This window comes from Halomonas sp. TH-94, from assembly GCF_057473365.1.
Window position 1 is genome coordinate 1 of sequence record NZ_JBYCKL010000002.1, and the last position, 23,856, is coordinate 23,856.

23 protein-coding genes and 1 pseudogene are annotated in these 23,856 nt (G+C 61.9%); 10 read left to right on the top strand and 14 right to left on the bottom strand.

What is annotated here, in order from left to right; all coding sequences use genetic code 11:
• Together AC2VNO_RS00345 and cml are read right to left on the bottom strand one after the other, a co-directional pair.
• The coding region (locus tag AC2VNO_RS00345) for a hypothetical protein (RefSeq protein WP_486932280.1) at positions 1 to 367 on the bottom strand (367 nt) is incomplete at its 3' end.
• A gap of 372 nt (positions 368 to 739) precedes the next feature.
• Complete coding sequence (gene cml, locus AC2VNO_RS00350; RefSeq protein WP_486932321.1) at positions 740 to 1,918, bottom strand: CmlA/FloR family chloramphenicol efflux MFS transporter; 1,179 nt, start codon at positions 1,916 to 1,918, stop codon at positions 740 to 742.
• Positions 1,919 to 2,148: 230 nt separating this feature from the next.
• Between cml and AC2VNO_RS00355 the strand changes: the two are divergent.
• Positions 2,149 to 2,385: pseudogene (locus AC2VNO_RS00355) on the top strand (GMP synthase (glutamine-hydrolyzing)); the annotation flags it as partial.
• A 13-nt stretch (positions 2,386 to 2,398) separates the two neighbouring features.
• Here the strand turns inward: AC2VNO_RS00355 and AC2VNO_RS00360 are convergent.
• The 7 genes from AC2VNO_RS00360 to AC2VNO_RS00390 all read right to left on the bottom strand — a co-directional run bounded on the left by AC2VNO_RS00360 (position 2,399) and on the right by AC2VNO_RS00390 (position 8,091).
• The gene (locus AC2VNO_RS00360) at positions 2,399 to 2,662 is read right to left on the bottom strand and encodes a helix-turn-helix transcriptional regulator (RefSeq protein ID WP_411793395.1); all 264 of its coding nucleotides are present in this window, start codon (positions 2,660 to 2,662) and stop codon (positions 2,399 to 2,401) included.
• A 155-nt stretch (positions 2,663 to 2,817) separates the two neighbouring features.
• The gene (locus AC2VNO_RS00365) at positions 2,818 to 4,059 is read right to left on the bottom strand and encodes an NAD(P)/FAD-dependent oxidoreductase (protein ID WP_486932281.1); all 1,242 of its coding nucleotides are present in this window, start codon (positions 4,057 to 4,059) and stop codon (positions 2,818 to 2,820) included.
• A gap of 368 nt (positions 4,060 to 4,427) precedes the next feature.
• The gene (locus AC2VNO_RS00370) at positions 4,428 to 4,604 is read right to left on the bottom strand and encodes a DUF1289 domain-containing protein (RefSeq protein ID WP_486932282.1); all 177 of its coding nucleotides are present in this window, start codon (positions 4,602 to 4,604) and stop codon (positions 4,428 to 4,430) included.
• A complete protein-coding gene (locus tag AC2VNO_RS00375; RefSeq protein WP_486932283.1) occupies positions 4,605 to 4,970 on the bottom strand; it encodes a hypothetical protein in 366 nt (121 codons plus the stop codon).
• 162 nt (positions 4,971 to 5,132) lie between these two features.
• The gene (locus AC2VNO_RS00380) at positions 5,133 to 6,149 is read right to left on the bottom strand and encodes a WD40 repeat domain-containing protein (protein WP_486932284.1); all 1,017 of its coding nucleotides are present in this window, start codon (positions 6,147 to 6,149) and stop codon (positions 5,133 to 5,135) included.
• A complete protein-coding gene (locus AC2VNO_RS00385; protein WP_486932285.1) occupies positions 6,146 to 7,132 on the bottom strand; it encodes a CobW family GTP-binding protein in 987 nt (328 codons plus the stop codon). The genes AC2VNO_RS00380 and AC2VNO_RS00385 overlap by 4 nt, the downstream gene beginning before the upstream one ends.
• Positions 7,133 to 7,326: 194 nt before the next feature.
• Positions 7,327 to 8,091: an SDR family NAD(P)-dependent oxidoreductase gene (locus tag AC2VNO_RS00390; RefSeq protein WP_486932286.1), complete on the bottom strand. Its 765-nt coding sequence runs from the start codon at positions 8,089 to 8,091 to the stop codon at positions 7,327 to 7,329.
• A 109-nt stretch (positions 8,092 to 8,200) separates the two neighbouring features.
• On the opposite strand from AC2VNO_RS00390, the gene AC2VNO_RS00395 reads away from it, so the two are divergent.
• The 3 genes from AC2VNO_RS00395 (at position 8,201) to AC2VNO_RS00405 (ending at position 11,135) form a co-directional block, all read left to right on the top strand.
• Entirely contained in the window at positions 8,201 to 9,199 is a 999-nt protein-coding gene (locus AC2VNO_RS00395; protein ID WP_486932287.1) for a helix-turn-helix domain-containing protein, read from the top strand.
• Positions 9,200 to 9,307: 108 nt separating this feature from the next.
• Positions 9,308 to 9,910, top strand: coding sequence for a TetR/AcrR family transcriptional regulator (locus AC2VNO_RS00400; protein ID WP_486932288.1), 603 nt, complete (start codon positions 9,308 to 9,310; stop codon positions 9,908 to 9,910).
• 28 nt (positions 9,911 to 9,938) lie between these two features.
• Positions 9,939 to 11,135, top strand: coding sequence for an MFS transporter (locus tag AC2VNO_RS00405; RefSeq protein WP_486932289.1), 1,197 nt, complete (start codon positions 9,939 to 9,941; stop codon positions 11,133 to 11,135).
• 37 nt (positions 11,136 to 11,172) lie between these two features.
• Here the strand turns inward: AC2VNO_RS00405 and AC2VNO_RS00410 are convergent, their stop codons facing one another.
• The 3 genes from AC2VNO_RS00410 to AC2VNO_RS00420 are packed head-to-tail and all read right to left on the bottom strand — an operon-like array spanning position 11,173 to position 16,954.
• Positions 11,173 to 14,247 (bottom strand): efflux RND transporter permease subunit, encoded by a 3,075-nt coding sequence (locus tag AC2VNO_RS00410; protein WP_486932290.1) that lies wholly within the window; start codon positions 14,245 to 14,247, stop codon positions 11,173 to 11,175.
• Entirely contained in the window at positions 14,244 to 15,404 is a 1,161-nt protein-coding gene (locus tag AC2VNO_RS00415; RefSeq protein ID WP_486932291.1) for an efflux RND transporter periplasmic adaptor subunit, read from the bottom strand. Before AC2VNO_RS00415 ends, AC2VNO_RS00410 begins: the two co-directional genes overlap by 4 nt.
• Before the next feature lie 20 nt (positions 15,405 to 15,424).
• Positions 15,425 to 16,954, bottom strand: a complete 1,530-nt coding sequence (locus AC2VNO_RS00420; RefSeq protein WP_486932292.1) for an efflux transporter outer membrane subunit — start codon at positions 16,952 to 16,954, stop codon at positions 15,425 to 15,427.
• 155 nt (positions 16,955 to 17,109) lie between these two features.
• Here AC2VNO_RS00420 and AC2VNO_RS00425 point away from each other — a divergent pair, with 155 nt between their 5' ends.
• The 5 genes from AC2VNO_RS00425 (at position 17,110) to AC2VNO_RS00445 (ending at position 22,255) form a co-directional block, all read left to right on the top strand.
• A complete protein-coding gene (locus tag AC2VNO_RS00425; protein ID WP_486932293.1) occupies positions 17,110 to 17,931 on the top strand; it encodes a MipA/OmpV family protein in 822 nt (273 codons plus the stop codon).
• Positions 17,931 to 18,617, top strand: coding sequence for a response regulator transcription factor (locus AC2VNO_RS00430; protein WP_486932294.1), 687 nt, complete (start codon positions 17,931 to 17,933; stop codon positions 18,615 to 18,617). The genes AC2VNO_RS00425 and AC2VNO_RS00430 overlap by 1 nt, the downstream gene beginning before the upstream one ends.
• Positions 18,586 to 19,842: an alpha/beta hydrolase gene (locus AC2VNO_RS00435; protein ID WP_486932295.1), complete on the top strand. Its 1,257-nt coding sequence runs from the start codon at positions 18,586 to 18,588 to the stop codon at positions 19,840 to 19,842. The genes AC2VNO_RS00430 and AC2VNO_RS00435 overlap by 32 nt, the downstream gene beginning before the upstream one ends.
• Positions 19,843 to 20,004: 162 nt before the next feature.
• Positions 20,005 to 21,357: an ATP-binding protein gene (locus AC2VNO_RS00440; RefSeq protein WP_486932322.1), complete on the top strand. Its 1,353-nt coding sequence runs from the start codon at positions 20,005 to 20,007 to the stop codon at positions 21,355 to 21,357.
• Positions 21,358 to 21,616: 259 nt separating this feature from the next.
• Positions 21,617 to 22,255 (top strand): LysE family translocator, encoded by a 639-nt coding sequence (locus AC2VNO_RS00445; protein ID WP_486932296.1) that lies wholly within the window; start codon positions 21,617 to 21,619, stop codon positions 22,253 to 22,255.
• A 42-nt stretch (positions 22,256 to 22,297) separates the two neighbouring features.
• On the opposite strand, the gene AC2VNO_RS00450 is transcribed toward AC2VNO_RS00445, so the two are convergent.
• Positions 22,298 to 22,669: a winged helix-turn-helix transcriptional regulator gene (locus tag AC2VNO_RS00450; protein WP_486932297.1), complete on the bottom strand. Its 372-nt coding sequence runs from the start codon at positions 22,667 to 22,669 to the stop codon at positions 22,298 to 22,300.
• Between the two features lie 148 nt (positions 22,670 to 22,817).
• On the opposite strand from AC2VNO_RS00450, the gene AC2VNO_RS00455 reads away from it, so the two are divergent.
• Positions 22,818 to 23,429 (top strand): NAD(P)-dependent oxidoreductase, encoded by a 612-nt coding sequence (locus AC2VNO_RS00455; RefSeq protein ID WP_486932298.1) that lies wholly within the window; start codon positions 22,818 to 22,820, stop codon positions 23,427 to 23,429.
• A gap of 88 nt (positions 23,430 to 23,517) precedes the next feature.
• Here the strand turns inward: AC2VNO_RS00455 and AC2VNO_RS00460 are convergent, their stop codons facing one another.
• Entirely contained in the window at positions 23,518 to 23,724 is a 207-nt protein-coding gene (locus AC2VNO_RS00460) for a cold-shock protein (protein WP_228578901.1), read from the bottom strand.
• Positions 23,725 to 23,856: the final 132 nt, after the last annotated feature.

The following is a 23,856-nucleotide window of genomic DNA, read 5'->3' on the forward strand; positions in this document are numbered from 1 at the left end:
CTGCATAGCACGCCAAGGCTTCGTCCGTGGCTCCCTCCAAACGTTCTTGCAGCATGCAGCGCATCAGCCTCCCTTCCTTGTGTAACTCTCCTTCTTTCAGAACATCCAGATCGGCCTTGGCCGCTTCGTAATGGCCAAGGCTGGCGTTTAGCTGAGCGCGGCTAGTGAGAAGGTCGGTGTCGTTTGGGTGCTGTTCGAGCCCCTCATCGTAGATCGCGAGCACATCCTTGAGTTGGTTGGCATCGCCACGTGCTTCGATGAGTGCTGCGTTGGCACGCTCTAGGAAGTGCGCCGGGGGCTCACCTTTGGCCGATGAGCAGGCGGTGAGCAGCATAGCGATCATCGTAATAAGCAGGATTTTCTTCAACGTGGTTCGACCTCGATCTCGAAAGTGATGCTTGCCGTGCGGGAGGCCAAGTTACCTGTGCCACTGGAAAAGTAATAGCCACCGGTAAGGTGCAGCGTCAGGCGGCGGGGTGGCATAGGTAGCGCGAAGGTAGCATGGCCGATGGGGTGGAAGTCGTCATCAGGCCAAGCGGAAATGCCCCCTCGCTCTAGATTCTGGCCGGAAATAGTTAGAGGGCATCTGCGCGAGCAGTTCGCCGGTGGCCGGCCCCAGGGTAAAGTCTTGGTGGCCGTGGCCGAAGGCGAGCCACAGGCCTGCCTTGTCGGGGGCCGGGCCTAGGTGTGTGCATCCGGCCTTACTAGGCCGGATCGGTTTTTTGGCGCCGCGCTTCTTCTAGCGCCGTTGGTGACGATTCTTCAGCCAGAAGAGCGAAGCCAAGGTAAACGTCGCCATGCCCGCCGTATAGGCGGTGAGGGGCCAAGCGGTGTTGCCACCCAGCCCTATCACGACGCCCGTTCCTATCACACCGACGATGAGGCTCTGAACGCAGAAGTGCAGGGCGACGGCGGTGCCCGCCACTTCACTGAATTCCTGAAGTGCACCATTGGCAGTAACGGAAGTAGTGAACACGATACCGACTGCAGCTAGCCACATTGGCAAGACGAAGGACCAAAATGATGGCGGCAGGAGTATCTCGCCCAACCCTAGCAAGCCGGCACTGAGAAACAGCGTCAGCATGCCGCGTAACGCGCTTCCTGGAATACCCCAGCGTGCAACGAAGGCCTTGGCGAAACGCGTCGTGGCGATCATGGCGAGGGCAACCGTGGCAAAGGCGAAGCTAAAGCCCAGTTCGGAGAAGCCTGCCCTGTCGATCAAGACACGTGGAGCGGTGGAAAAGAACACGAAGAACGAACCCATCGCCGTGCCGAAGGCCAGTGTATAGGTCCAGAAGTATGGACTCCTCAGCACCGTTCCGAAGCCGGATTTGCTGGTTTGTGTCTGCACTTTCCGTGTCTCATGCCACTTGGGCAGTACGAAGGCGAGCAAGATAAACACCGGTATGCCGAGCGCAAGGAAGATGGCACGCCAGCCGAGAGCGCTAGCAATCAAGGCTCCGGCGATAGGGCCAAGTGCCGGTACGAAGGCGAGCATAGCGTTCAGCAAACTATAGATAACCGCACTTTCGGGTCTCTCGGCATAGACATCGCGCACCGTGGCGAAGACCGCTACCAGCATGGCGGCCGCCCCGGTTGCCTGCACCAGCCGTAGCAGAACGAAAAGCCAGGCCGAGGTCGTGGTCGCGAGTGCGAAGGAGGCCGCAGCAAATACCAGTGCGCCGCCAAACAGAATCGGGCGCCGGCCGAAGCGGTCTGACAGTGGCCCGAAGAGAATCTGCCCTACGCCAAGCATGATCATGTAGAGGGTAAGGGTTAGCTGAACCACATCGGGCGTAGTTGCGAGAATGTCCGGCATAGCGGGAACGATCGGCAGGTATATGTCCATGCCGAGGGAAGCGAGAATGTTGAAGGGAGCCAGCAGCAGCAGGGCCGCAGGCAGGCTGTACGTCCACAGCCGGGAATTTTGAACAGGCACGATGAAATCTCCGCGCAAATAGAGGTATTTGGCGGCGGCCTACATGTGATGGATGAGGTGGGCCAAGCAGGCTGCCGCAACAACGAGCAAACAGGGTTGTTGCGGCTTAGCGGTCTGACTTCTTAGAGTCCATGCGTGTGTGCCTCTCTGGAATGGCCTAACGGCGCCATGGATACTATCAGCCAAGCGAAGGGGCTGGCCAGTGTCGCACGGCCTGCCAGGCCTTCGCCGTGTCCCTGCCGCCCAAATCCGTCGGCGACGGCCGCCGCTACGAATGGGTCATCGCCCTACGCGCCGTGGAAACCATCGACTTCATGACCGCACGCTGGGCCCACCTGCCGTATGAGCTGCTGGAAAAAGTCTCCAACCGCATCATCAACGAGATCCGCGGCGTATCGCGCGTGACCTACGACGTCAGTAGCAAGCCCCCCGCGACGATTGAGTAGGAGTGAGGCGCTCCTAGGCTGAATGCCTGGTGCCACCCTTGCGCTGCACCACGACCTCGAGCCCCATCAGGTCCAGCACGTCCAATACCTTTTGGAGCTGCAGGGTCGGCTTGCCGCGCTCGAGATCGACAATGAAGCGGTTACCGGTGCCGGCGAGGCCGGCCAGGTCGATTTGCAATAGCCCTTGCTCGGTGCGTAGCTGGCGCACCAGCTTGCCGAGGTCTTCGCTGTGGCGAACGGGAGTGGCCAAGGGGGCAGGGGAGTCGTTGGTAGGCATTGGAACCTGCGTGTGATTACCGTTCGGTAATTATGAAGGCTATTAAGGCTTGATTAGAGGTAAAAATTACCGCTCGGTAACTATGAGGTTGGGCGGGATATTAAAGCGGGCGCCTCAAGGGCACCCGCTTTCGTAGTGGAGTAGTGGCTTCGCCTTCAGAAGCGGTCGACGCGGAACGGGGTCATATCCACCGCAGGTTCTTCTCCATCCATCATCTGGGCGAGCAGTTCGCCGGTGGCCGGGCCGAGGGTAAAGCCCTGGTGGCCGTGGCCGAAGGCGAGCCATAAGCCTGCCTTGTCGGGGGCCGGGCCGATCACCGGCTTCATGTCGGGCAGGCAGGGACGGGCGCCTTTCCAGGGCTGGCCGTCGCGACGCTTGCCCAGCGGGAACAGCTTGCGTGCTACCTTCTCGGCGGCGGCCAGCTGCTTGTACTGGGGCGGCGAGTCCAGGTCGGCAAGCTCGGCGCCGGTGGTCAGGCGAATTCCGGCGCGCATGGGTTCCAGCAGGAAGCCCTTCTCGGCGTCCATCACCCAGTGGTTGAGCTTGGCTCCCTCTTCCGCGGAGTAGTGCATGTGGTAGCCGCGCTTCACGAACAGCGGCACTTTCATGCCTAGCCTTGCCAGCAGTTCTCCGGCCCAGGGCCCCAGGGCCACCACGACCTCATCTGCTTCCAGGGTCCCCTCGCTGGTCTTGACCCGCCAACCTCCCTCACTCTGGAGCACGTCCTCGACGCTGGCCTGCATCACACGGCCGCCCTGTTCGGCAAAGCTGCGGGCGTAGGCCTGTACCAGGCCGCCCGGGTCCGAGACCATCCAGGGCTGCGTCCAGTGGATCGCCCCGATCAGCCCTTTGCCCAGATGCGGCTCCTTGGCGTAGAGCGCCTCGGCCTCGAGCACCTCGAACTCGACCCCGAAGCGCTCGTGGTTTTCCCGAGCTTCTTCCTGGCGCTCCTCGAACTCCTTGCGGGTGCGGTAAAGCTCCAGCCAGCCGCCCTTGCGCACCAATGCCTCGGCGCCGGCGGCTTCGATCATCGGTGCGTGGGCGTCCTGGCAGCGCATGATCAGCGACGCCCACTCGCCTACGATGCGCTCGTAGCGCTTGCCACTCGAGTTCAGCCAGTAGTTCAGCAGCGGGCCCGCCGCGCTCAGCATGCCGGTGGGGCGATAGCGGATGTCCACCTGGCGGTTGGGCACTACCCGCAGCAGGGTGCCGATATCCCGGGGAAAGGCGTAGGGACGCACCGCCTCGCGCTGGATGATGCCGGCATTGCCGAAGGAGGTCTCGAGCCCCGGCTCGCGGCGGTCCACCAGCGTGACGTCATGACCGCGACGCACCAGATGCCAGGCCACGGATACGCCGACCATGCCGGCACCAAGAACGATGATATTGCGGGCCATGAAGGTCTCCCTGCCGCTGGATACAGAAAGCTCCGCCGCGGGGCAGAGCCTGTTATGGGCGGAGTGTATCAGCACTTCTCAGAAAATCGGCTACCTGCTGAAAATTAAGATAAAGGCACCATATTTCCATTCTCGGGCAGAATATTTGCCCGCGATAATGGGCTTGAATGGGATTTTTGTTTGCAGATGGCTCTTGGGCCTGCTTTGCGCCATTACCGGATAGTGTAGGCGCTGTACTGAGGGCTGCCAGGGTCTGGCTATGGAAGCTCCCACTGCTTTCTCTTCCCCAATATGATGCCTGGTATTCCTCGGCCTCGAGCGGTGCGCCCTGGCAGGTACGCCCTGGTAGGTGCGCTCGCTAGTGGGCATCAATCGCGCGGAATCTTCTTCATGCGCTCCTCGGCGCGCTTCACCGTTTTCATCTTCTCCGGTCGCTTCATCGCTTTCCAGTGGCGTATCTCGTCAATCGTGCGGCCGCAGCCGATGCAGAGATCGCCTTTCAGCTGGCATATCGAGACGCACGGGCTTTCGATCTTCTTCGCCATTCAATGCCTCGTTGCCTTGGTGCGTAACCTGCGCTGCCAGTCGCCACCGTGCTCCCGCTGGCATGCTTCTTCGCTGTCGAAATCGAGATGCCGCGAGGCGTCGCCGATATTCAGGCCGGCCTCGGCCAGTGCCTCGGCGGTCAGGTCGTCGATCTGGCGTCGGGCATCGCCCTTTAGCGCATTCGCCAGGTTGGGGTGGGTATCGAACACCCAGGTGACCACCAGGCTCTCGGGAAAGCGCTGGTAATCGACCTCGTGGGTGAGCCAGCAAAAGCCGGGCAGCAGGGGTTTGGCCTGCTCGCAGGCATGGGTCAGCGCAGCGGTCAGCCGTCGCTCCATCTTGCCGCGTTCTTTCTTGGCAATCATTCACTCTCCAAACTGTTTAGGGAAGTGCTGCACGAATCGACGAGCGAGATGAAGCGCAAGGCGCACGGAGCACAGGAACCGGAGCATATGAGGTATATGTGAGAATTCCGAGCACCGTGCAACGCAGCGATTCGCTCGCACAGTCATTTGTGCAGTGTTTCCTTAGCCTGCCACGGGAAGCAGTCCCACTAAGCCCTTGTCGGTGCCGAAGGCTAACCATGCGCCATTGGGCGACCAGGCCATGGTAGTGATGGCGCCGTCTCCCGGCGGTTTGACGATCGCTTCCTGGCCGTTCTGCACGTCAGCCACGGTAACCTGGCCGTCGTCGTAGCCGATTCCGAGAACGGGTCGCTTCGGGTCTCCCGCTACGGCCGTGACCATGGCGCTGGTGGAGTCGCCGGGCGTCGCCGGGGCGCGCCCCTGGGGGCCCTTGCGACCCTTGAAGGGCCAGCAGGGGGCGCAGTTCGACCCGCTGGTGGCCAGGTAGTGGCCGCCATGGAACCACGACCAGGATTTTACCTTGGTGGCGTAGCCGCTCATGAAGAGATCGTCCTTGTCTTCCAGCCGCCAGCCGTGAATGCAATCCTCCTGCATGGCCGAGAGCACGAAGCGTGCGTTGGGGCTCCACGTCACCGACAGGTGCGAGCCAGGGCATTTCAGCGGCACCGGGTTGGCGTCGGCGGAGCGCGTGGAGCACAAGGTGACGCCGCCATAGTGCGCTACCGCGATCCGGTGGCCGTCCGGCGAGAAGCAGATACCCCCCACTGTACTGGGAAATTGGCGCATGATCTCGTCGCGCCCATCCGCGTATAGGTGCAGGCGCTTGCCCTCGGAGCAGGCGAGCACCCCGTTGGCATGGCTTGCGACGTGGTCGACCCAGCGCCCCGGGAAGGCGGCGAGCTCGCGTATCGTGCCATCCACGGCGATGCGCACGAAGCGCCCGTCGTCACCCCCGCTCAGGAAGCCCTCGCCGGGTGCGCCGGCGAGGCTTAGCGTCACTCCGTCGTGCACCTCGATGCGCTCGGGCGCTTGCTGGCTCCCGGCGGGCAGCAGGTGCAGGCTGCCGTCGCCCAGGGCGAAAGCGAGGTTGTTCGACGCATCGAAGCATGCCGAGAGCACGTAGGCCGGCCACTGCCACTGGTGACCCAGCTGCTCGAGGATCGAGGCGGGTTGGCTCATGTTCGCTCCCGGGCAAGTTGGGGGTCGAACACGCAGGCATCGAAGCCCGCCTGAAGCTTGGCGGCATCGAGATCGCGGCCGATGAACACCAGACGGCTGTGACGCGCTTCATCGCTCTGCCAGGGCTGGGTCGAGGTGCCGTTTGCCAACATGTGCACGCTCTGGAAAACGTAGCGTCGCTCCTGACCCAGCAGGTCGAGAATTCCCTTGCAGCGCAGGATGTTGACGCCGTCGGTGCGCAGCACCTCGGCAATCCAGGTGTCGAATCGCTCGGGCAGCAGCGGGCGGGTCGCCGTCAGCGAGATGCTCGTCACTTGCTCGTCATGTTCATGGGCGTGCTCCTCGGAGAGGAACTCCGGTTCGAGGGAGATGATTCTCTCCAGGTCGAACGCGCCCAGCCCGATCACCTGTTCCAGGGGGATGTCGCAGTGGCTGGCGGCGACGATTCGCGTATAGGGGTTGATCGCGCGGATGCGTCGCTCCAGCGCCTGGCGTTCGTCGTCGTCGACGAGGTCGATCTTGTTGAGCACCACGACATCGGCAAAGGCGACCTGCTCGGCGGCTTCCGGGCTATCGTCGAGCCTGGCCGGAAGGTGCTTGGCATCGACGAGGGTCACCACGGCGTCCAGCTCGGTCTTGCTGCGCACGTCGTCGTCGACGAAGAAGGTCTGGGCCACGGGGGCGGGGTCGGCCAGTCCTGTGGTTTCGATGATGATGGCGTCGAAGCGGTCGATGCGCTTCATCAGGCCTGAAATGATGCGTATCAGGTCGCCGCGTACGGTGCAGCAGATACAGCCGTTGTTCATTTCGAAGACTTCTTCGTCGGCCCCGACCACCAGGTCGTTGTCGATGCCCAGCTCGCCGAATTCGTTGACGATGACGGCGTAGCGTTTGCCATGGTCCTCGGAAAGAATGCGATTGAGCAGCGTCGTCTTGCCCGCCCCCAGATAGCCTGTCAGGACGGTAACCGGGACTTTTGCCATGGTGGGGCTCCAGGTCGTGAACGAATTAATTTCAAGTGTACGTTATAACATAGCGTTAAATCGTCTCGCGTCGACTCGCGCGCCCTGGCAGGGCAGCTCGATGGGCTGTTATCAACGACGCCAATCGAGATCGAGCACAACGCTGGGCCTCTCCTGCCCCGAGGGGCAGGAGAGGCCCAGTGCGACTCCCTGGCTCAGCCTGCAGCGACGGTCATGCCGCCGTCGGCCATGACGACGGAGCCGACCATGAAGCTCGCGCGTTCCGACGCCAGGAAGGCGACCACTTCAGCGATCTCTTCCGGCTGCGCCGCGCGACCAATGGGCGCGCCCTCACCGTGTTGGGCCAGAAAGCCAGGGCCATCCTCCATGACATCGTTCAGGATATTGGTCACGACATCGCCTACCCCGACTGCATTTACGCGGATCCCATGCTTGATGACTTCAAGCGCGAGGGTGCGTGTCAACTGGGCCAGGGCGCCCTTCGATGCGGTGTACGCCGCAATGGTCGGGAAGGCAAAGTAAGAAGCATAAGAGGCGATATTGACGATCGCGCCTGACTTGTTCGGCTTCATCGCCTTCACCGCTTCGCGGCAATGCAGAAACGCCGCAGTCGCGTTCACGGCCTGTATGCGCTCCCAGTCCGCCCGCGTCATATCCTCGACCAGCTTGTTGATGATGATTCCTGCGCAGTTCACCAGGATGTCGAGCCGACCGAACTCCTCGACCGCCAGGGCAACCGCATGTTCGGCGGCGCCGTCCTGGGTGATGTCTGCCACGAGAGGCACCAGCCCCGGCCGGGCCAGTTCCTCGACGGAGGGGTTGAGGTCTTCTGCGACGACCTTCGCGCCACGGGCGTTGAGCAGTAATGCAATGGCTTTACCGATGCCGCTGGCAGCGCCCGTTACCAGTGCGACCTTGCCTTCAACTTCCTGTGAAACAGTGTCTATGATGTCAGTCATGTCTACCTCCAGAGTCGGGACCAGGCGAGACATTCGCCGGCCGGCACCTATCGGGTGCGGTGGGTGATGACGGTTTCACTATCGTGCAGCAAGGCGGGAGCGGCTTTTGGTGGCTTGCGCCGGCTATCGTGGTTTTGCGCCGAGGAGCAGCGCCGATGGGTCGAACGTCGTGAAGGAACACGAGCCTATCGTTCCTCCTCAGGACATCTTGCGAGTCCCGGCCGAGTCCATGTTGCGAAGCTTGCCGAGCGAGCACCTGGCCCTGCCGCAACGCTTTGGGGTGCAAGATGTGGTGCTGCAGCTATTCACGCATCGCAGCATCGCTGAACCCATACTGGTTCCGGCCGTGGCCGAACCGCTGCTCGTCATGGTGCTGTCCGGATCGGCTATGGTCGAGGAGCGCGCGCTGGGCGGCGAGTGGAAATCAGCGCAGGTGCAGGTGGGGGACTTTTTCCTGACCAGCACTGCGCTGCCTTACGAGATGCGCTGGCAAACCCGAAGGGGCGACACTTTCGAGGTGATGCATCTATATCTCACTCATACGCTGGTAGATCGAGCAGCCCGCAACCTGCTGGGTAGCCAGGCCGGCCCGATCCGCTTCCTCGACGTTTCCGGCGCCCGAGACGACCTGGTGCGGATGCTGGTCGAGCAGATGCGGCTGGAGCTGGTCAAAAGACCTGAGCCAAGTTCACTGTTCGTCCACAGCCTGGCTCAGGCATTGACCGTTCACCTGGTCCGCACTTACCGCGACCCAGAGGTCCAGGGCAGGCGCAGCAACGCGCTGCAAGCCTATAAATTGCGTCGCGTCATCGACTTGATGGAGCAGCGCCTTGCCGAATCCTTTTCCCTCGCGGACTTGGCTGAAGCAGCGCAATTGAGCGAGTACCACTTCAGCCGGCTGTTCAAGCGAGCGACAGGGCTGCCACCGTTGCAATACTTCATTCGGCTGCGCATGGACCGAGCCCGTCAGCTACTGCTGGACACCGACCGCAGCATCATCGACGTCGGGATGGAGGTCGGCTATTCGAGCCCCGGTCACTTCTCGCAGGTATTCCGCCGTCAAGTCGGCATCAGCCCAAGTGCCTATCGCAACCCGGAGCTCGGCTAAGATTCTGCGGCTTGAGGTTTGCGCTGATCCCAGTACGCGCCCGACCTTGACATATCGGAAGATGGTGACCACCGTATAGACAGACTTGTCTGTTCGGGGCGTTCCATTATGACGATGAATCCATCGCCGGTTTCCCGGCCTCGCGAACGTATCATCGAGACCGCCAGTCGGCTGTTTTTCCGCCAGGGCTATTGTTCGACGGGTATCAACCAGATCATTAGCGAGTCCGGTGTCGCCAAGGCCAGTTTTTATGCCCATTTCCCGAGCAAGGAAGACCTCGCCATTGCTTGGCTGAGGCAGCGCGAAGAGAACTGGATGCAGCAGCTGAGGGAGCGTGTTGGCCAGCACCAATCGGCCGAGAAACGTATCGCCGCCATGTTCACCATGTGGTACGACCAGATCCGCGAGGAAGGCTACCGTGGCTGCGGATTCATTAATATGGCCGGGGAGTTCAGCAGTGAGGAGAGCCCAGTCAGGGCCTGCGTGCGCGATCATAAGAACCGAGTCAGGCAGTTTGTTGCCAACCATGTTCTGGATCAGCACCGGGATACGATGACACCTGACGGATACGATGAGCTGGTCGATGCGGTCTACTCGCTTTTCGACGGCGCCATCGTTCAAGCGCAGAATTTCATGCAAGACTGGCCTATTGAGGCTGCGCTGAAGGCTTCCATCAACATGCTCTCTCATGAACGCGGCGAAATTTCTTAGGCCTATGAATAGGTGCCTACCCATCCTGTTGAAGCGGAACTCACCTTTCAATGTGGTCGGCGCCGGCCTCTTGATAGTGGCTTCCACTTACGGACTGTCGCGCTATACCTATGGCCTGTTCGTACCTGCCATCAGGCAGGATTTCACGTTGGATCAGGCGACTGTGGGTGCCATCGGTAGTGCTTCCTACCTGGGATATATGCTGGCAACGCTCGTCAGTCCGTTGCTGGTGCGCCGCTTCAGTGTCCGCCTGCCGATCTTGTTGGGTGGCGCGACGGCAACGCTGGGCATGACATTGATAGGACTGGCGAATAATCCGCTGTGGTTGGCACTGGGTGTCACGCTTGCCGGCTGTAGCCCAGGCCTGGCTTATCCACCGCTTTCCGATGCCATCAAGCAGCTGTGTCGTGCGGAAAAACGGAGTCGCTACTATGCCATGATCAATACGGGTACCAGCTTTGGGGTGATGGTATCTGGCCCCTTGGCACTTATCGCGGGTCCTCGTTGGCAGCTGGCTTGGCTGTGTTTTGCCTTTATCGCGCTGTTTGCCACGCTATGGAACCTGCTGATAATGCCGGGCAATGCGAGCGAAGCCGATGATAAGGAACGTGCTGACAAAGCATGTGCGGATAATGCTCGCGCTGATCCCATGCGGGTATTGCTGAGGCGCAAGTTGAAAGACAGGGCGGTTCGCCGTTTACTGCTGGGCGCGTTGTTGTTCGGGCTGGTAACTTCCGTTTATTGGACGTTTTCCGTTGATTTGATAGCGGGGGAGAATGACCTGTCTGATGCAGGGCGCGTGATGTTCTGGATGGTGGTCGGTATCGCCGGTGTCGCGGGTGGGTTGGCCGGCGAGCTGGTGACTCGCTTCGGGCTGGCCAAGGTGTTGCAATGGGCGTCGCTGGCCATTGCGATCTCGATCGCAATGCTTACCATGGCGAGTGGAGACATGCTGGTGCTCACACTATCGGCAGTGGTGTTCGGTGCCATGTTTATTCTCATCACCGCGCTATACGGTATCTGGAGTGTCAGCTGTTTTCCTGAGGCACCTTCCGCAGGTTTTGGTTTGACCTTCTTTCTCATTTCCGCTGGACAACTGATATCGCCCACCCTCGCTGGGGTTGGTGCCAAGCACTGGGACATGTCAGGCGTTTTCCAAGTAACCGCCGTACTCTGCCTGGGGCTCCTGCTGTTGTTGCCCACCCAGGATATCCGGAGCATGTGAGAAATCCCGGGCGGCCACGCTTGGTCGTACGGCTATTCTAATCCGCTGGATAGGGAGACTCGGGCGTAGGAGTCGACCGCCCGAAGCGCCTGGCGATCCATCGCACGGCATCGTCCAGGCAGCTGTACACCACCGGGATGACGAGCAGACTCAGCAGCGTGGAGGTAATCAAGCCCCCGATCACGACGAAGGCCATAGGGGCCCGGAAGCTGGGGTCGCCCGCCCACCCGAGGGCGATTGGCGCCATACCCGCTCCCATGGCGAGGGTGGTCATCACGATCGGCCGGACACGCTTGCGGCAGGCATCGATGATCGCGTCCCAGCGACTCAGGCCGTGATCCCGGCGCGCGATGATGATGTAGTCGATCAGTAGGATCGAGTTCTTGGTGGCAATGCCCATCAGCATGATCATGCCGATCATTGCGGGAAGCGACAGGGCCGAATTGGTGAGGAACAGGGCCAGGAAAGCCCCCGGGACGGAGAGCACCAATGCCACGAGGATGGTGATTGGCTGCATGAAACTCCCGAACAGCAGCACCAGCACCATGTAGATACACAGGACGCCGGTCAGCATGACAACACCGAAACCGGCTGCCACTTCGGCCATTTCCTCTGCATCGCCCGCCGCCGCCTGGTGAATGCCTGGCGGTAGCTGGCGCACGCTGGGCAGCGCCTGAACGATCTGCTCTATCTCTCCCAGGGGCCGACCCTGCAGCACTACCTCGAAATTGACGTTGCGCAGGCGGTCGTACCGGGTGATTTCCGCTGGCCCACTGCTCCATTCGAGAGTCGCCACGTTTTCGAGCGGCACCATCCCCCTCGCACCGGGGACGGGTAGACGCCTGAGGGTCGCGATGTCCTGCCGGGCGGCATCCGCCAGGCGCACCATCATCGGAACCTGCCGCTCGCTGAGGTTCAGCTTGGGCAGATCCTCGGCGTTGTCGCCCACCGTGGCGATGCGCAGCGTGTCGGCGATGGCCAGGGCCGATACGCCAAGGTCGGCGGCGCGGGCAAAATCGGGGCGTACGATGAGTTCGGGTCTGACCAGGCTGGCCGTCGAACTCACGGCGCCGAGGCCGGGAACGGCGCGTAGCTCCCGTTCGACCTGCCGGGCATGCTCTGCGAGCACCCGGCTGTCCTCTCCGGCCAGCGCCAGCTCATAGGTATCCCCCGAGTCGTCGGCTCCCACGCGGGTTCGTACACCGGGAAGCGTGGCGAGCGCACCGCGCAGCTGCTGCTCGATCGCCTGCAGCTTGATGCCCGCGCGGCTGGCACGGTCCGTCAGGCCCACGGTCAGCACCAGGCTGGTCACCTCGGCATCGCTGCTGTTTGATGTCCCCCCGACGGCGGCGAAAACGCGCGTGACATAGGGATTCTCCTCAAGCCTTGCGCGCGCTTGCTCGGCAAGCAGCATCGCTTCCGGCAGGGTGCTTCCGGGCGGCAAGGTGAGTGTCGCCTGGGTCTGGGAATTGTCGTCGGGCGGTATGAAGGCGCCTGGCAGGGTCGATGCCAGCCATAGGCCGCCGGCGAAGCATGCTGCCGCCGCGACGAGGGTTGTCTTGCGGTGGCGCAGGCACCAGGCGGCACCGACCAGATAGTAGGCAATCCACTTTGGCTGGTGATGAGCTTGGCGGGGTTTGCGCAGCAGGTAAGCGGCCATCATCGGCGTGAGAAGGCGTGCCACTATCAGCGAAAACAGCACCGCCACCGAGGACGTCCAGCCGAACTGGAAGAAGAAGCGTCCCACCGTGCCGCTCATGAAGGCCGTGGGTAGGAAAACGGCAATCAGCGTGAAGGTGGTGGCGACCACCGCCAGGCCAATTTCCGCTGCCGCATCCATAGCGGCCCGACGCGGGGGCTTGCCCATCAGCAGGTGCCGTTCGATGTTCTCGATCTCGACGATGGCATCGTCCACCAGCACCCCGATCACCAGCGAGAGTGCCAGCAGCGTCACGACGTTGAGCGAGAAGCCCATCAGGTGCATGAGGCCGAAGGTGGGGATGATCGACAGCGGCAGTGTCACGGCGGCAATCAGCGTCGCGCGCCAGTCGCGCAGGAACAAAAACACCACCAGCACGGCCAGCAGCATGCCTTCATACAGCAGGCGCATGGAGCCCTGGTAATTCTCCCGTACGGGCTCGACGAAGTCGAAGGCTTGGTGGATCTCGACATGGGGGTATTGCGCCTGCAATGCCGCGATGGCGGACTGCACGCCTTCGGCCACGTCAACCTCGCCGTAGCCTCGGGCTCGCGTCATCTCGAAGCCGACGACGGGCACCCCATCGAGAAGCGCCGCCGTACGCCGCTCGGCCACGGTATCGGTGACGCTTGCGACCTGGTCGAGGCGGATGCGGCGGCCATCGCCGAGCGCCAACTCCATCGCCGCCAGTTCGGCCGCCGAGGCGACGTTGGCGACGATACGCACGGCCTGTTCGGCGCCGCCGATATTCGCGCGCCCACCGGGGGCTTCCAGCTGTGCCTGGCGCAACTGGCGCGAGATATCGAGTGCCGTCGTGTTCAATGCCAGCAGTCGATCCGGGTGCAGCTCCACGCGGACTTCGCGATCGACGCCGCCGATCCGCCTTACCGAGCCCACACCGGCAACGGTCAACACCGCCCTGGTGACCCGGTCATCCACGAACCAGGAGAGCGCCTCCTCGTCCAGCTGGGATGAGGTCACCGTGTAGAGCAGAAGCGGATCGTTGGAGAACTCCCGATTCTGGATTATCGGGTCTCGCAGCTCGGCAGGCAGGTCCGAGCGTATGCGAGAGACGGCGTCGCGTACGTCATCGACCGCCTCCTGTATGGTTTTTTCCAGCAGAAACTCGATGCCGATCTCGGCGTGTCCATCGGTCAGCGTGGTGGTGATGTGCTTGACGCCGTCCACCGTGGCAATGGCGTTCTCGATCTTGCGGGCGACTTCGGTTTCCATCAGGGCGGGGGCTGCCCCCGGCAGCGAGGCGGAGACGACCACCCGGGGGATATCCACATCCGGCAAGTCCTGGATAACCATGCCCCTGAAGGACATCAGCCCCAACGAGGTCAACAGTACGAAGAGCAGGGCGACCGGGATGGGATTGCGAATCGCCCAGGAGGAGGTATTGAGCGTCATGGCTGCCACTCCGACAGCGAGATCGCCACACTCTCCGTGCTCTCTATCAACTCCTCGCCAAGCCTCTCGACCACCTCTACGCGATCGCCGTCGCCGAGGAAGGCCCCACCCGACGCGACGACCGGGGTGTCGGGTTCAAGCCCCGAGAGAATTTCGATCCGGTCCCCCGTGTGCTGGCCCAGGGCAACTTTCGACTCCGCCACCCGACCGTCTCCATCGACGCGGTGCACATAGCCGAAGCCGTCGCGGATCTGGACCGCGGATCGCGGTAGGGTAAGGGCCTGGCGTGTTCCCAGCGCGAACTCGCCGCGCGCAAACATGCCCGCCCGGGCGGCTTCGCTTGTCGGTAGATCGACATAGACCAGGCCATTACGGGTGGCGGTATCCACGAGCGGCGCGATCGTACGCACGCGACCCTCCAGCTTGCCACCTCCCGGCAGGGTGACCCAGACGTTCTGGCCGGGCTGCAGCCTCTCCAGCTCGGAAGCGGCAACCTCGGCCCGCCATTCCAGCCGACCGAGCCGGATCAGGCGAAACAGTTCCTGACCTGTGGGCAGTACTGCGCCGACCGTGGCACTGCGGGCCGAGATCACGCCATCGTCGGGGGCGAGCACCTGAGTCTGGGCCAGGCGGAGTTGCTGGGTGTTCTCGACGGCTCGCGTCGATTCCAGCCTGGCCTGCGCAGTACGCTCTGCCGTGATGTACTGAAATATCTGCTGTGCCGACATCGCGCCTGTTGCCTGTAGCTCTCGGGCGCGCTGGGCGTTGTCCGCGGCCTCGGCGAGCGCCGCCTCGGCCTCGGCGACGGCGGCGTGGCTCTGCGCGAGTTCGGCGTTCACCGTATCGGAAGCGAACGTCGCGAGCACCTGGCCACGCTGGACGACATCGCCGACGTTGACCTCGACGCTGGCCAGGCGCAGGCCGTTTGCCTCGGTGCCGATGCTGGCTTCCTGCCAGGCCATGATGTCTCCGTTTGCGGATAGTATGGTGGGCAGCATGGCGGGCCGAGGCGTGGTGACTGCCACGGTCAGTGCGGATTGCGCGACCGTTATGGTTTCATCCTCCGCGACCCTGGCGTCATACCTGACCCAGGCGAGTGTCGCGGTTAAGCCCATCGCAACGACCGCGACGTCCGCGAATGAACGTGGTTTGCTCATCGTGGTGTTCCTTGATTCGTTCATTGAACCGCTGCTTCGCTGCGTGCGGCATGCACTTCGGTTGCAGGCCAGCCACCGCCTAGCGCGCGATACAGCCGGATCCAGGCGGTGATTCGCTCACGCTGCAGTTCGATTACGGCGCTCTGTGCGGCCACCATGCTGCGGCGCGTATCCTCGAGTTCGAACATACTGGCGATACCGGCGTGGTAGCTGGCGTCAGTGGCCTCGAAGGAGCGCGCGAATCCATCGGCGGCGCTGGCCGCGTCCTCGCTGCGCTTGGCCGTGCTGTCCAGCATGACCAGCGCGTCCTCGACGTCGCGGATCGCTTCACGCAGTCGCGCGGCATAGATGGTGGTGGCGGCCTGGTAGCGAACGCGTGCCGCTTGTGCATTGGCGCGTCGCATTCCGCCGTCGAACAGCGGTAGCGTTACTGTCACCGGCCCGATACTCCATACGCTGCCATTGGTGCTGATGCCCCCGCTGGCGATGCGCGTCGTGCCGATGTTTCCGGCCAAGGTGATGCGAGGCCAGCGCTGCGCCCGCGCCTGATCCGAATCGGCGCTCGCCGCCACCACGTCACGCGCTGCCGCGTGGATATCGGGGCGTTGTGCCAGCACCTCGGCCGGCATGGCGGTGATGGCGAGTTCGGCAGGCCTTGGCAGCAGGCCGGTTGCGGCACTGAGGTCGCGCCGTAGCGCCGCTTCGTCCTGCGCCGCCAGGGCACTCAATGCCTTGACCAGCAGATCGCACTGCGTCCGCTGCTCGATCAGCGTTACGTTGCCTTGCGCCGCGCTGGCATTCGCCAGCTCCGCTTCGGCCGGGGGGCGGAAGCCCTTGTCTGCCACCAGGCGGGTGATCTGCGCCGTCCGCGCCCGCGACTGGGCATCGATCTCGGCCTGCTGGACCAGGGCCTCGCAGGCGCGTAGCTCGACATAGGTCGTTGCAATTTCTGCCGCGACCGAGACCCGGGCGTCGTGCCAACCGGACTGACTGGACTCGAGCCGAGCTTGCGCGGCGTTGGCAGCGGCGCGGCCTGCGCCGAACAGGTCCAGCTCCCAGCCGAGCTGCAAGCCTGCCGACGTTTCGGTGGCGACCGGTGCATCCAGGCCCGGCCGCCCCCGGCTTGCGCCGACGCTGGCATCCAGCGAAGGCAGCAGGGCGGCCCTTGACTCAACGCGTGCGGCTTGCGCATCGGCGAGGCGCGCGGATGCCTGCGCCACTGTCGGGCTGACTCGCTGTCCGGCCTCGATGAGATGCAGCAGCAGGGGATCGTCGAACTGGGCCCACCATTGGCTCAGGTCCGTCAGCTGCCCGCCGTGGGGCAGCGGTGCATGCCACTGCCCGGCAACGGGGGCCGCGGAGCTGCCGGGCTGGGTTTCGGGTAGAGCCTGGGGCATGATCGACGCGCAGCCGGTGAGCAGTGCGGCGGCTGACGTGACGAGCCAGGTCGCAAGCAACCGCGGCTTGCTGTCGGGCAGCGCATTGATGGCTGCCGTACGTTGTCGGTGGGGCAGGAAGGCTACGGCAATGTCATTGGTGGATGGGAGCATACGGTGTCCTCGTCTCTCATGGGACGAGACTGTCCGGCCTGGCGTCTTTCAGAACTCTTACTGATGGTTCGGAACGATCGAGTGTTTTCGGTAAGTTTTCCGTAAGTGCGCAGCGGCGAAAGTGAGCTTCTTTTAACAGCACTCGAGGAACGCTCATGCCTCTACCGTATTCGCTAGATTCGATCTCCCCTGCCTCTGTCTCACGCATGGTGGCTGCATCAGCGCTTGCCGCTGGGCTTTGCATCCCGGTGGCAGCCATGGCTCAGGAGCCGACCTCGGAGTCGTCTTCCACGACCTGGGGACTGGGCCTCGGCGTAATCAGCGAACAGGGGCCCTACGCCGGTATCGACCGGGACAACACGCCCCTGCCGCTGCTTCAGGTGGAGAACCGATACATTCACCTCTTTGGCCCCCGAATCGAATTCAAGCTGCCAAGTCTCTACATCAGCGACTCTCAGCAGCTCAACTTCGGCATCGTCGGCAAGTACGACGGCAGCGGCTACAAGGAGGACGACGCCCCGCTCCTCGACGGTATGAGCGAGCGCAAGGGCGGCTTCTGGGCAGGCGGCAAGGTGGAGTGGAGCAGCGATCTGGTTGACGTCAGCGCTGAATGGCTTGCCGACGCTTCAGGCAACAGCAGCGGCCAGGTCGTCAATCTCGGCCTGGAAAGAACGTGGCGTATCGGCAATCATGTTCTGATCACCCCGCATGTGGGGGCGAGCTGGCAGGACGATAAAACCGTCGATTACTACTTCGGCGTTAGCGACAGCGAGGCGCGCATCGACCGCCCCACCTATATAGGCGATTCCGCTATGAGCATTGAGACGGGGGTGCGGGGCGTCTATATGTTCGACAAGCACCACTCGGTGCTCATGGGTGTCGAAGTAACGAGCCTACCCGATGAGATCAAGGACAGCCCGTTGGTGGATAGCTCGACCACCAATAGTGTGTTTCTTGGCTACATTTACCGCTTCTGATGAGCCGCATACTTCTGGTCGAGGACCACGACCGACTGGCCCGGCTGATGTGCAAGGGGCTGGAGGCCGCAGGTATTGCCGTAGACGTGGCTGGCCGCATCGACAGCGCCTGGACGGCTGTTCAGCAGATTCCCTACCAGGCCTTGGTACTCGATCGGGGGTTGCCGGATGGCGATGGCCTGAGTTTGTTGCACAAACTTCGCAAGGCCGGTCTTGGCGTGCCTTGCCTCGTGTTGACGGCACGCGATGCGCTTCACGACCGCGTACAGGGGCTCGACGCGGGGGCCGATGACTACCTGCCCAAACCCTTCGCCATGGACGAGATGGTGGCGCGTGTTCGCGCTCTGCTGCGTCGCCCCATGGCGTTCCAACAGCTCGATCCCAGCCATGGCGATCTCACCCTGCGCCCCGCAGCCGGCGTGCTGTGCCGCGGTGACCAGAGCGTCACTCTCGCCCCGGCGGAGCTGCACATCATGCAGCTGCTCTTGCACAAGCCCAAAGAGGTCGTGCGCCGCAGCGCGCTGGAAGCGGCGGCCTGGGGGCTGAGCGAGGCGGTGACACCGAACGCCCTGGACGTGGCCCTGCACCGGCTGCGTCGCAAGCTGCTTGCCATCGGCTCGTGCCAGCGGATCGTCAACGTCAGGGGGCTGGGCTATGCGCTTCGTGAAGCCGAGGCCGCTGAATAGCCTGCGACTGAAAGTCCTGCTGCCTATGTGGCTCTTTGTTAGTCGGCAGGCACACTTTGATGGAGGGTTTATGCTTTCCCGTCTTGCCTTACTGCTTTCCACGCTGGTATTTCTGACATCCTGCGCCATGCCGCCGGATTCCCCCCATTTTCAACCTTCCGACAGCCTGCCGCCCTATGATCAGGAGAGTTTCGATCACTATGTGAGCGACACTCGCGCATGGATTGCCGAAAATCGCGTCTTCCTCAGTGACGACCGCAACCTCGAAATCCAGCTCAATACGCCGTTTGAACGACGTCCCGATAAACCGGCCGGACGAGGCATCCTGTTCGTTCATGGGCTGGGCGCAAGTCCATGGTATTTCAGCGATGTTGCCACCGCTATGGCGAATGATGGCTGGCTGGTTCGCTCCATCCTGCTGCCTGGCCATGGCACCCGCCCCGCTGATTTAATGCTGCCCGATAACGATGATTGGGAAAAAGCCGTTGCCCACCATGCAAACCTGCTGGCAGCCGAGGTCGATGAGCTTTGGCTTGGTGGCTTCTCGACCGGGGGTAATCTGGTTACCTCCCATGCGTTGAATGACGAGAATGTTGCCGGGCTGCTGCTGTTTTCCCCTGGGTTTTATCCCGATAACGATTATCTCTTTCTCGCCCCGGCCATTTCCTACCTGTGGGACTGGGTGGATATCGATGAGGAGGATAATATCGTCACCTATCAGTCCCTGCCTACGCGTGGAGCCGCCCTCTATTACCGCTCGGTCAGGGCCGTACAAAAAAGCCTCAGAACTGCACGCTTTGATAAACCCGTCCTGATTACCATGAGCCAGCATGACAGCGTTCTTGATCCCAGCGCGACGCTCGATGCCTTTCAAACCCGCTTCCCCAATCAACAGTCACGCTTCGTCTGGTACGGCGACACCCCGCAGCAACTTGGCGATTCACGTGTCACCGCTCTTGCCAGCAACTTACCTGATCGCCGCATCAGCACTTTTTCTCATATAAATGTGCTGTTTGCGCCCGAGAACTTCTATTACGGTGAAAAAGGCAGCCATATCATCTTGGACAACGGCCAGGGCGGTATCCCCATCCCTGAGGATTCCGAAGCCATATGGTTCGGTGCATGGGGTCAGATCGCGGCGGAAAGATACCATGCCCGACTGACCTGGAATCCCTACTTCCGCGATCTCCTTGACAGTATCCGCGAGGTGACAGGTGATAGTTGACGCTCCCTCTACTCAATGCGAAGTGACTCCTGGTACTAGCGCCTCCGCCGGTGTCATTGAGTGCCGTCATGTGTACGATCGCCAACGTCAGGAGGCTGGGCTATGCGCTTCGTGAAGCCGATGCCGCTGAATAGCATCAGCTCAAAGGTACTGTTGGCCTATGTGGCGGGGATGGTGCTCAGCATTACGCTGCTCGCTATCGCCGCCGTCGCATTGCTCCAGAGCGATGTGCTGGCCCGGATGGACCTTACCGATGCCGCGAAGAGAATGGCGGACAACATCGCATTCGACAGCAGCGGCAGGCCCGTCGGTTTCGACGCGAGCATGGACGACCGTGCCTGGCTGTACGAAGGCCCGGAGCGCGAGGCGGCCTATCGGATTCTGGATGACGCCGGGAACGTAGTGGTTTTTTCGAGCGCCGGGGAGGCGTTCTGGCCAGTCAATGTCGAGCTTCTTCGATTGGCTCGCAGAAACTTCATCTTCGAGCACGAGGGACACACCTTTCACGGCGCCACAGAGCCCCTCGTTCACGATGGGCGCACGTGGTACTTGCAGTTCGCTGCCAGCGCAAGATTCATGGATATCCTGCACAAGGTCGCTTTGCCGCTGGTGGTTGCTGGCATCATGGTGTTCGGCATTGTTCTGTTCGTCGCCTTCGGCCTTTGTGCCTACATCACCCTGCGCTACACCCTCAAGCCGCTGCGAGACGTATCGGATTCCGCCGCGGCCATCTCGCCTCGCTCCCTTGATGCCAGGTTGAAGGCCGAGGCGGTGCCGGCGGAGATTGCGCCTCTCGTGGACAGTTTCAATCGGGCCTTGGAGCGCCTCGAATTAGGCTATCGCGTACAGCAGGAGTTTCTCGGTAATGCAGCGCATGAGTTGAAGACGCCGCTTGCACTGATCCGCGCCCAGATAGAGCTCATCGAGGATGGCAGTGACCGCGACGCGTTGTTGAGCGACGTTGAATACATGACGCGCCAGGTGCAGCAGATTCTGCTGCTGGCGGAAGCCAGCGAGGCGCACAATTACCACTTCGGCATCGTTCGGATGCAGGAGGTTGCCCACGAAGTTGCCTCCTACCTGCAGCGTATGGCGGAAACCGCCGACGTGCACTTGGCGGTGCGCACTGTTGGCGACGTGAAGTGGAAAGGGGACCGCGCGGCCTGTTTCACCTTGCTGAAGAATCTGCTGGAGAACGCCATCCAGCATGCCCCTGCGCAGACGTCCGTCAGCGTGGAGATCCAGGGCGATACGGTGACCGTGCGGGACAGAGGCCCCGGCGTCGATGCAGAGCAACTGCCTCTTCTATTCGACCGATTCTGGCGCGCTGCGCATCGGCGCGACCACGGTGCGGGGCTTGGCCTGGCCATCTGCCAGGAGATCGCTTTGGCCCACGGCTGGCGACTCACGGCCGAGCAGGCCGAGCCGGGGCTGCGCTTCCGGCTGTGGAATGGGAAAGGGGTCGAGGACGCTCAGGTCATGAGCTGGAACGCCCCCGAAGGTGCTGCGCTGTAATTCCGAAAAGCGCCACCATCAGGACAATGCGATAGGCTTTAGCTCGACTGCTGGGGTGCGGTTCAAGGCAACAACTGGCGGATCAACTCCTCGCGTTCCATCTCCAGCTTTTCACCCAGTACCGCTTCCTGCATGGTTTCGTCGCTGGCCTGCCACGCCAGCAAGAGGGCATCGGCCTAGGGCACCGCAGTAGTCAAATGCGTTATGCTCGGTCTTCGCCCGTTCGGTGGGGCATGCTTGAGCCAAGGGAGGCTTGGTAATGGAGTGGTGGACCTGGATAACCTACGTGGGCGTGATCACAGCTCTGATCATCTTTCCCGGGCCGGTAGCGCTGCTGTGCACTACCCATGGGCTGCGTTTCGGTCGCCACCGCGCTTTCGCCACCGTGTTGGGCGGCGGGCTGGACTCCCTGGTGCTGATGGCGCTTTCCGCGCTGGGCCTCGGGGCCATCCTGGCCACATCGGAAACGGCCTTCTTCGTGCTGAAACTATTGGGCGGGGCGTATCTCATCTACTTGGGGCTTCAGGCGTGGCTGACCGTGCCGCATGCACCTGCAACTCAGGCCGCCGTGTCGGCGCCGAACGGCACTCAGTCCGTCACGGCCCTGTTCCGCCAGGGGTTCCTGGTAGGCATCGGTAACCCGAAGGATCTGCTGTTCTTTGCGGCGCTGTTCCCCAACTTCATTACCATTGGCGAACCGCAAATGCTGCAGTTCGTCATTCTGGCGCTGACCTGGCTGGTCATCGATACCACTTTGATGACGCTTTACGCCACCTTGGGTGAAGGGGTCGGCCGCTGGTTCGATAGCCCCGGCAGGTTGCGGGCGTTTCACCGCACCACGGGCGGACTTTTCCTGGGAGCCGGAGGCACACTGATTGCGACGAGCGCTACCAATTGAGCCGGCGATAGCGAGTGTACGTAGCGGGTGTCATGCGCTGATTCAATTCCCACCCCGGTAACGCTCTCTCGCCTTGGCGACCGTGTGATGGTGCTCGTCGGCCCAAGTGACCAGCGCGCGCATCGGCACGAGTAAGGAGTGGCCGAGTTCGGTGAGGCTGTATTCCACTCGTGGCGGCACTTCCGGATAGACCGTGCGGGTAATGAAGCCATCCTGTTCCAGGCTTTTGAGCGTGCGTGAGAGCATCTGTTTGGAGATGTCGCCAATCTCGCGCATCAGTACGTTGAAGCGCTTGGTACTGGGCTGCAGGGTAATGAGCACGAGCACGCTCCACTGGTCGCCGATGCGGTCAAGCACGTCGCGAATGGGGCAAGGGTGGTCGAGCTCGAATTTTTTTCGTTCCTGGTGCGGCATGGAAACTCCCGTAGCGCCCATGGGTCATGGTGGTGTGACCGGGTCGCATGGCGGTGACTTCTTGCGGGTGGGCAAGAAGTACCATAGTTTGCTGCTTGGGTCTACTTTGTAGACCAGGTCTATAAAGCAAACTAAAGGAATCTTAGCCATGTCCAACGTCGCTCTCATCGGTGCTTCCGGCAATGCCGGTTCGCGTATTCTCAAGGAGCTTTCCGATCGCAACCACCTGGTGACGGCCATTGCCCGGCATCCTGAGCGTATCGAGCGCTTGCCGGGGGTCATGACCCGCCGGGGGGACGTCCACGACTGGGCCGGGCTTGCCGATATCCTGCGAGGTCACGATGCCGTAATCAGCTCGGTGCATTTTGCCACCAGCGATGCCGAGACCCTGATCGGCGCGGTGCGCGATTCAGGTGTGAAGCGCTACCTGGTGGTGGGCGGGGCCGGCAGCCTGGAAGTCGCGCCGGGACAGCGCCTGATCGATCAGCCTAGCTTTCCAGCCGAATACTTCGACGAGGCCAGCGCAGGCGTGGCCTTCCTGGAGCGCCTGAGAAGCGCAGCTGACCTCGAATGGACCTTTCTGTCGCCCTCGGCGCTGTTCGTGCCGGGTGAGCGTACCGGCAACTTCCGCCTCGGCAAGGATGCGCTGCTGGCCAATGAGCATGGCTCCAGCATCTCGTACGAGGATTACGCCATTGCCCTGGTCGATGAACTCGAGCGGCCTGTTCATGTGCGCCAGCGTTTCACCGTGGGATATTGATATCGGTATAGTATAAAACGCAACAAGGCCCGCCGAAGCGGGCCTTGTCATCGAACCCTGAGGTTCGACAAATCGTTTAACCGTTAGGTTATGCGATTTGCTTGATATTCGAGGCTTGAAGGCCCTTCTTACCCTGGGTCACGTCAAAAGAGACGTTTTGACCTTCTTGCAGGGATTTGAAGCCTTCTTCCTGGATTTCGGAGAAGTGGGCAAAAACGTCATCACCGCCATCGGCCGGAGTAATGAAGCCGAAGCCTTTGGAGTCATTGAACCACTTGACTGTTCCAGTCGTCATAATCGTATTCCTTTCGCGCTACAGCGCCTTACAATATTCCTGGTGTTACCCAGATGTTTTAGCGGGTAAAACAAGGAAAAATAACAGGGCTGCCGAAAGAATCCGAACGCTACTGAAACTATACCGCTTGCT